The following is a 5,703-nucleotide window of genomic DNA, read 5'->3' as shown; positions in this document are numbered from 1 at the left end:
CCGATCGGGATGAGCACCTCGGCGCCGGCTACCAATGCGCGCTCGGTCGGCGCAGCCTCGACCCGTGGGGCGCCTCGGGAGGTGGCCGCGTGCGGGGCCCGCGCGGAGCGGGCCCCTTTCAGGCGCCCGCCGTGCGCTGCTCCCGCAACGCGGAGACGAGCGTCCACAGGGTGCCGGGCGTGTCGAAGACGCCGGCCACCAACTCGTCGTCGGGGATGGTGATTCCGTACTCGTTCTCGACCAGGGCGAGGACCTCGACCATGGCGAGGGAGTCCAGCCCGACGGCCTTCAGACTGGTGTCGGGTGAGACGGTCTCCTTCTCCGCGAGCCGGGGCAGCGCGCCCCGCAGCAGCTCCTCGTACGACGCGTCCCACTGATCGGTGGTCATTGCAACTCCTTGGCGGCGGTCGGTGCTTCGGCCGGGGTTCCGGCCGACTGTCTGTGCAGTGCGAGGCGGGTGGCGGTGATGACTTCGCCGCCGTCCGTGACGACCTCGACGGGGGCGGGATGCCCGAGGAAACCGAGCAGACTGGCCGTCAGCCCGTAGGCGCCCACGTTGGGGAAGGAAATGAGCTGTCCCGCTTGGAGGCCGGGCAGTTCGACCCCGCGCCCCAGCACGTCCGCCGGGGTGCACAGCGGTCCCGCGAGCGTGGCGCGGGAGGCCACTGCGTCCTGCGAGCGTTGCGAGTCCTGCGCCTCCTCACCGGAAGCGGCGTGCGGGCTGTCCGTCTCCAGGGGCCGCGCGGACATCGGCAGCAGCCGCCCCAGCCCCGAGAGCCCGCCCAGGTGGTTGATGCCCGAGTCGAGGACCGCGTACGAAGTGCCCCTGCTGTCCTTGACGTCGGTGACGGTGCACACCAACTCGCCGCTGTCGCCGACCAGATGGCGCCCGGACTCGAAGGCGACCACGGGGGCGCCCTCGCGCCAGCCCGGGAGGTGGTCGTCGAGGGCCTCGCTGACCGCGTCCCGCAGCCCCGCGTAACCGGGCCGCTCCCCCGGCACGGCGTACGGTGCGGCGAAGCCGCCTCCGAGGTCGACCAGGCGCAGTTCGATGCCCAGCGCGGAGCGCAGTTCGGCCGCGGTGGCGATGCTCTGCACCAGCTCTGCGCGCAGGCTCTCCTCGTCGCGCGCGTTGGTCAGCGGGAAGAAGTGCAGCCCGACGACGCGTGCTCCGTGCACCTTCAGACGCTCGGGCGCCCCCAGCAGTGCGTCCAGGTCGAATCCGAACTGCGATGCGCTGCCGGTCATCCGCAGGCCGGCGCTCCCCGGCGCCCCGGCGGCGTTGATGCGCAGCACGCAGTCCGCCCAGACGCCGCGGGCGGTGGCCGCTTCGCCGATGCGTTCCAGGTCGCCGAAAGACTCCGCGGAGTACGAGCGCACTCCCCGGGCGATGGCCTCGTCCAGCTCGCCGGGCGTCTTGCCCGGACCCGAGTAGAGGAGTTCACGGGCCCGGCATCCGGCTTCCAGTGCCGATGCGAGCTCGCCCTTGGAGGTGACCTCCGCGCGGGCGCCGCAGCGGCGCAGTTCGGCCACGAGGTCGGGATGCGGGTTGGCCTTGAGCGAGTAGTAGATGCGGGAGGGGTCGGGCAGCGCGGTGCGCAGATCCTCGTACGCCTTCCGCACTCTGGACAGGTCGTATACGTAGAGCGGGCTGCCGTAGCTCTCGACGAGTTCCGCCAGTCGCCCGCCCCGTCCCGGGGTACGCATGGTCTGCTCAACGGTCTGCTCAGCGCTCATGAACGGCCTCCTTGAAGTCCCCGTCGAGAAGCGCCTTGAGGCGTTTGCGGCCCCGCCCCCGAACGCGCATGGTCTGCTCAACGGTCTGCTCAACCCTCACGAACGGCCTCCTTGAACTCCCCGTCGAGAAGCGCCTTGAGGCGTTTGCGGTCCGTCTTGCCGTTGGGCGTGAGGGGCAGGGCCTGCAGCATGTGGCAGATCTCCGGCACCTTCGCCTGCTCAAGGCGGTCGGCGAGCTGGAGCAGCACGTCCTCGGGCGTCAGCGCGTCGCCGACGACGAAGAGGACCATGTCGCGGCCCGCTTCCGGCACGAGCAGCGCCGCCTCGCGCACGCCGGTGACGTCGAGGGTCGCGGCTTCGATCTCGATGGCGCTCATGCGCAGTCCGCGCCGCTTGAACAGGTCGTCCCTCCGCCCCTGGAAGTAGAGGTGCCCGTCGGCGTCGAGCCAGCCGTAGTCGCCCGTGTGGAGGGTGACCGTGCCGTCCGCGCCGGTACGGAATCGCTGCGCCGTCACCTCCGGCGCACGCCAGTACCCGGCCATCACGTGCGGGCCGCGTACGGCGATCTCGCCGACGTCGCCCGCCGGAAGGGCCTGCCCGTCCTCGTCGAGGATCAGCACCTCGGTGCCCGGCAGCGCGGGCCCGACGGAGCCCGGGCGCTCCAGGTCGCCGTCCGGTTCCAGCACGGTGATGCGTTTGCACTCCGTGGTGCCGAACATCGGTGCCACCTTCGCGCCGGGAAAGCTCTCCCGGAGTGCCGCGATGAGCGGCGCGTTGAGGGCTGCGCCGGTGTTGGTGAACAGCCGCAGACGCGTCGGCCGCGGGTCGCGCGCGGCGAGCCGCACCAGGACCTCGCCCAGCGAGGGCACCAGCGGGAGCACGGTGGCGCCGTGGTCGCGGGCGTAGCCGAGGAGACGGGCGTGCCCGTCCGCGTCGGACAGCAGCAGTTCGGCGCGGGCGAGCGCGCAGAGCAGGACCTGGTACAGGCCGTAGTCGAAGGAGAGCGGCACGGCCGTGAGCACGACGTCGTCCGGCTGGTACTCGAGGCGGTCGGCGATGGCGCGGGCGGCGAAGACCACGGGGGCGTGCGGGCAGGCGACTCCCTTGGGTGCCGCGGTGCTGCCGGAGGTGTAGATCAGCAGGGCCAGCCGGTCCGCGGGCACGGGCGCGGCAGCCGGTGCGTCGCTGTCCGCGAGCTCCGTCGCGGTGAAGTCCAGGTCTTCCAGGACCCTCACGGGTACGCCGCCGGGCCAGGGGAAGCCTTCGACACCGTCCCGCTCCGCGGCGGTCGCCACGATCAGCGCGGGCTCGGAGTCGGCGATCACTGAACGCAGATGGAAGGTGCGCATGGCGAAGCTGATCGGCACGAACACGGCTCCGAGCCGCCACGTGCCGTAGAGCATGGCCGTGAACTCCCTGACGCTGCCCGCCCGTACGAGCACGCGGTCCCCGGGCTTCACTCCGAGCCGTCGAAGCTCCCCCTCGAACGCCCGTGACGCAGCGTCGAGTTCGGCGTACGTCCACACGCCGGCCCGGTCGCGTACGGCGGGGCCGTCGGGGTTGTGCGCCACCGCGGGGGCCAGGATCGCCTGCGCGGCGTTCTCCACCAGGGGGGCGGCGCTCGCGGGGCCGTCGGTCCGCGCTGTGTTCATGATGCCTCCGCACGCACGTCGGTCTGCGCCCACTCGGGCTCTTCGGTCATCTGGACCACCGCGCAGGTGCAGCTGAAGCCCGAACCGCCGCCCACGAGCAGGACCTTGTCGCCCTTGCGGACCTGGCCGGTCTCCACGAGGTGGTCGAAGCCTGCGAACTGGTCGCCGGCGCCGAGGTGACCGGCCTGACGGGCGAAGTCCCAGGTGGACTTGGCCATGTCGATGCCGAGCATCTGCCGCACCTGCCAGTCCATCCGGGACCGGCCGCTGGCGGGCACCACGACGCGCGCGATTCCGTTGAGGTCGGTGCCGGCCTCGGTAAGCACGGTGGCCACGACTTCGCGTACGACTGCGGAGACCCGCTCGGTCGCCATGCGGAAGCCGCCGCTGCTGGTCCTGATGAAGTGCTCGACGCGGCCCGCGAGATCGAGCGGCTCGTTCGTGGGGCGGGGGGCGAACCCCTCGCCTCGTACGACCGCCTCCAGCGAGTTGTCCGCCCCGGTCACCGTGGACAGGAGCCTCGCGAAGCCGCCGCGCCGCGACAGCAGCATCGCCGTGGCGCCGTCGCCGTAGACGAAGCCCGGCTCACTGCTCCAGCGCTGGATCATCGGTTCGCCGAAGCGGTCCGCGGTGGTGACCATCGCGGCCGCGGTCGGCGGCCCGGACTGCACGTGCCTGGCGGCGACTTCGAGCGCGCCGAGGGAGGCGTTGCACTCCTGCCGCATGCCGAAGGCAGGCACATGCCGGCCAAGTGCGTGCCCGGCGACGTACGAAGCCGCGGGCCACATCTCCACGCCCTGGAACCAGATGCCGGTGTGCACCAGCAGCTCGACGTCGTGTGCGTCCAGGCCGGAACGCTTGAGTGCGGTGACGGCTGCCTCGACGGCCATGTCGGGCGGGGCCGTCTCCTCGCTCGCCACCCGGACCGACACCAGATCGTCGGCGGCGGCCTGTTCCGGGTCGTAACGGCCGTCCTGCACGGCGGACTCGGCCGGGACCGGCTCGGGAAGCCAGCTCCCGGTGCCCGCCACGTAAACGCCTTCCCAGCGCATGATCCTCCCATCGTCGGTGGCTTCGTCCGCCGGTACGTGCGTGCCGGGTGTGCCGGGCACTTGACCGCACCTGTGAACCGCCTGCCGGGATGTTCGGGCCCGCAGCTTTGGCCCGGCTAAAGGCCGCGGTCTCGCGGGGGTGGCTGGTGGAAGACGGCGCCGCAGGAAGTGGGCGTGGAACCGGAGCCGGTACGGACGGCCCCTCAGCAGCCCAAGTCGTCTGCCGCAAGCGTGACTTCAGGACCGTGCTCCAGCATCACGGTGCAGCGCGAGCGACGGAGGGACCCTGCGATGCCGACAACGAGTACGGCCGAGAGCGCGGATCCGCGGCGCTGGTGGATGCTCGGGGTACTCTCCCTCGCGCTGTTCGTGATCATCCTGAACAACGGCCTGCTGAACGTGGCGGTCCCCAAGATCATGCGGGACCTGGACGCGGGCATCGGCCTGACCCAGTGGATCGTCGACGGCTACGCGGTGGTCTTCGCCGCGGCCCTGCTCACGGCCGGGACGCTCTCCGACCGGTACGGGCGCAAGCGGGCGACGCTTCTGGGCGCAGCCGGATTCGGCGTGGGCTCCCTCGTGGCGCTCACGGCACAGGGGCCGGGTCAACTCATCGTGGCGCGCGGCGTGATGGGGCTGGCCGCCGCTTTCGTCATGCCGGGCACCCTCGCCATCCTGGTCGACGTCTTCCCCGCACGGGAGCGCCCCCGTGCCATCGCCGTATGGGGCAGCTGCTCCGCTCTGGGCGTGGCTGCCGGGCCCATCGTGGGCGGTGCGCTGGTCGACCGCTTCTGGTGGGGAGCGGTCTTCCTGGTGAACCTGCCGCCGGTGATCGTGGTGGTGCTCGCCGGCATGTGGCTGCTCCCGGAGTCCGCCGAGAGGGTGCCGCGCCCGTCGGACCCGGTGGGGGCCCTGCTGGGGTCGGCGACGATGACGACTCTGGTCTTCGGCGTGATCCACGCGGCGGGTGAGGGCTGGACCTCGCTCGCGGTCCTCGGGTCGCTGACCGCCTCCCTCCTCTTCGGCGCGGGCTTCCTCGCGTGGGAGCGCCGCCACCCCGCTCCGATGGTGAACTTCGAGCTGCTGCGCACCCCGGCCTTCCTCGGCGCGAGCGCGGGCAGCATGCTGCTCTTCCTGGGGCTGGCGGGCACCCTCTTCGTACTCACCCAGCATCTTCAGTTCGCCCTGGGCTACAGCCCGTTGACGGCCGGCCGTGGCTGCCGCGCACCGGGGACGGGTCGAGCGGAACGACGGCCATGCGG

General features: G+C 71.9%; 5 protein-coding genes. 1 reads left to right on the top strand and 4 read right to left on the bottom strand.

What is annotated here, in order from left to right:
• Window positions 1-118 precede the first annotated feature (118 nt).
• The 4 genes from H5J26_RS31720 to H5J26_RS27670 form a co-directional block, all read right to left on the bottom strand.
• Window positions 119-388 carry an acyl carrier protein gene (locus H5J26_RS31720; protein WP_235981193.1) on the bottom strand — a complete coding sequence of 90 codons (270 nt, stop codon included), beginning with the start codon at window positions 386-388 and terminating at the stop codon, window positions 119-121.
• The gene (locus H5J26_RS27680) at window positions 385-1,707 is read right to left on the bottom strand and encodes a type III PLP-dependent enzyme (RefSeq protein WP_419183859.1); all 1,323 of its coding nucleotides are present in this window, start codon (window positions 1,705-1,707) and stop codon (window positions 385-387) included. Before H5J26_RS27680 ends, H5J26_RS31720 begins: the two co-directional genes overlap by 4 nt.
• Window positions 1,708-1,826: 119 nt before the next feature.
• On the bottom strand, window positions 1,827-3,389 hold the full coding sequence (locus H5J26_RS27675; RefSeq protein WP_181768702.1) for a class I adenylate-forming enzyme family protein: 1,563 nt from the start codon (window positions 3,387-3,389) through the stop codon (window positions 1,827-1,829).
• On the bottom strand, window positions 3,386-4,501 hold the full coding sequence (locus tag H5J26_RS27670; protein ID WP_309238093.1) for a ketoacyl-ACP synthase III family protein: 1,116 nt from the start codon (window positions 4,499-4,501) through the stop codon (window positions 3,386-3,388). Before H5J26_RS27670 ends, H5J26_RS27675 begins: the two co-directional genes overlap by 4 nt.
• Before the next feature lie 231 nt (window positions 4,502-4,732).
• On the opposite strand from H5J26_RS27670, the gene H5J26_RS27665 reads away from it, so the two are divergent.
• Window positions 4,733-5,703 (top strand): MFS transporter (locus tag H5J26_RS27665; protein ID WP_235981191.1); only part of this gene is annotated, 971 nt, incomplete at its 3' end.

The sequence above is a fragment of the Streptomyces albidus (ex Kaewkla and Franco 2022) genome (assembly GCF_013870515.1).
Taxonomy (GTDB): Bacteria; Actinomycetota; Actinomycetes; order Streptomycetales; family Streptomycetaceae; genus Streptomyces; species Streptomyces albidus.
This window is presented reverse-complemented; position numbering and strand designations above follow the sequence as displayed.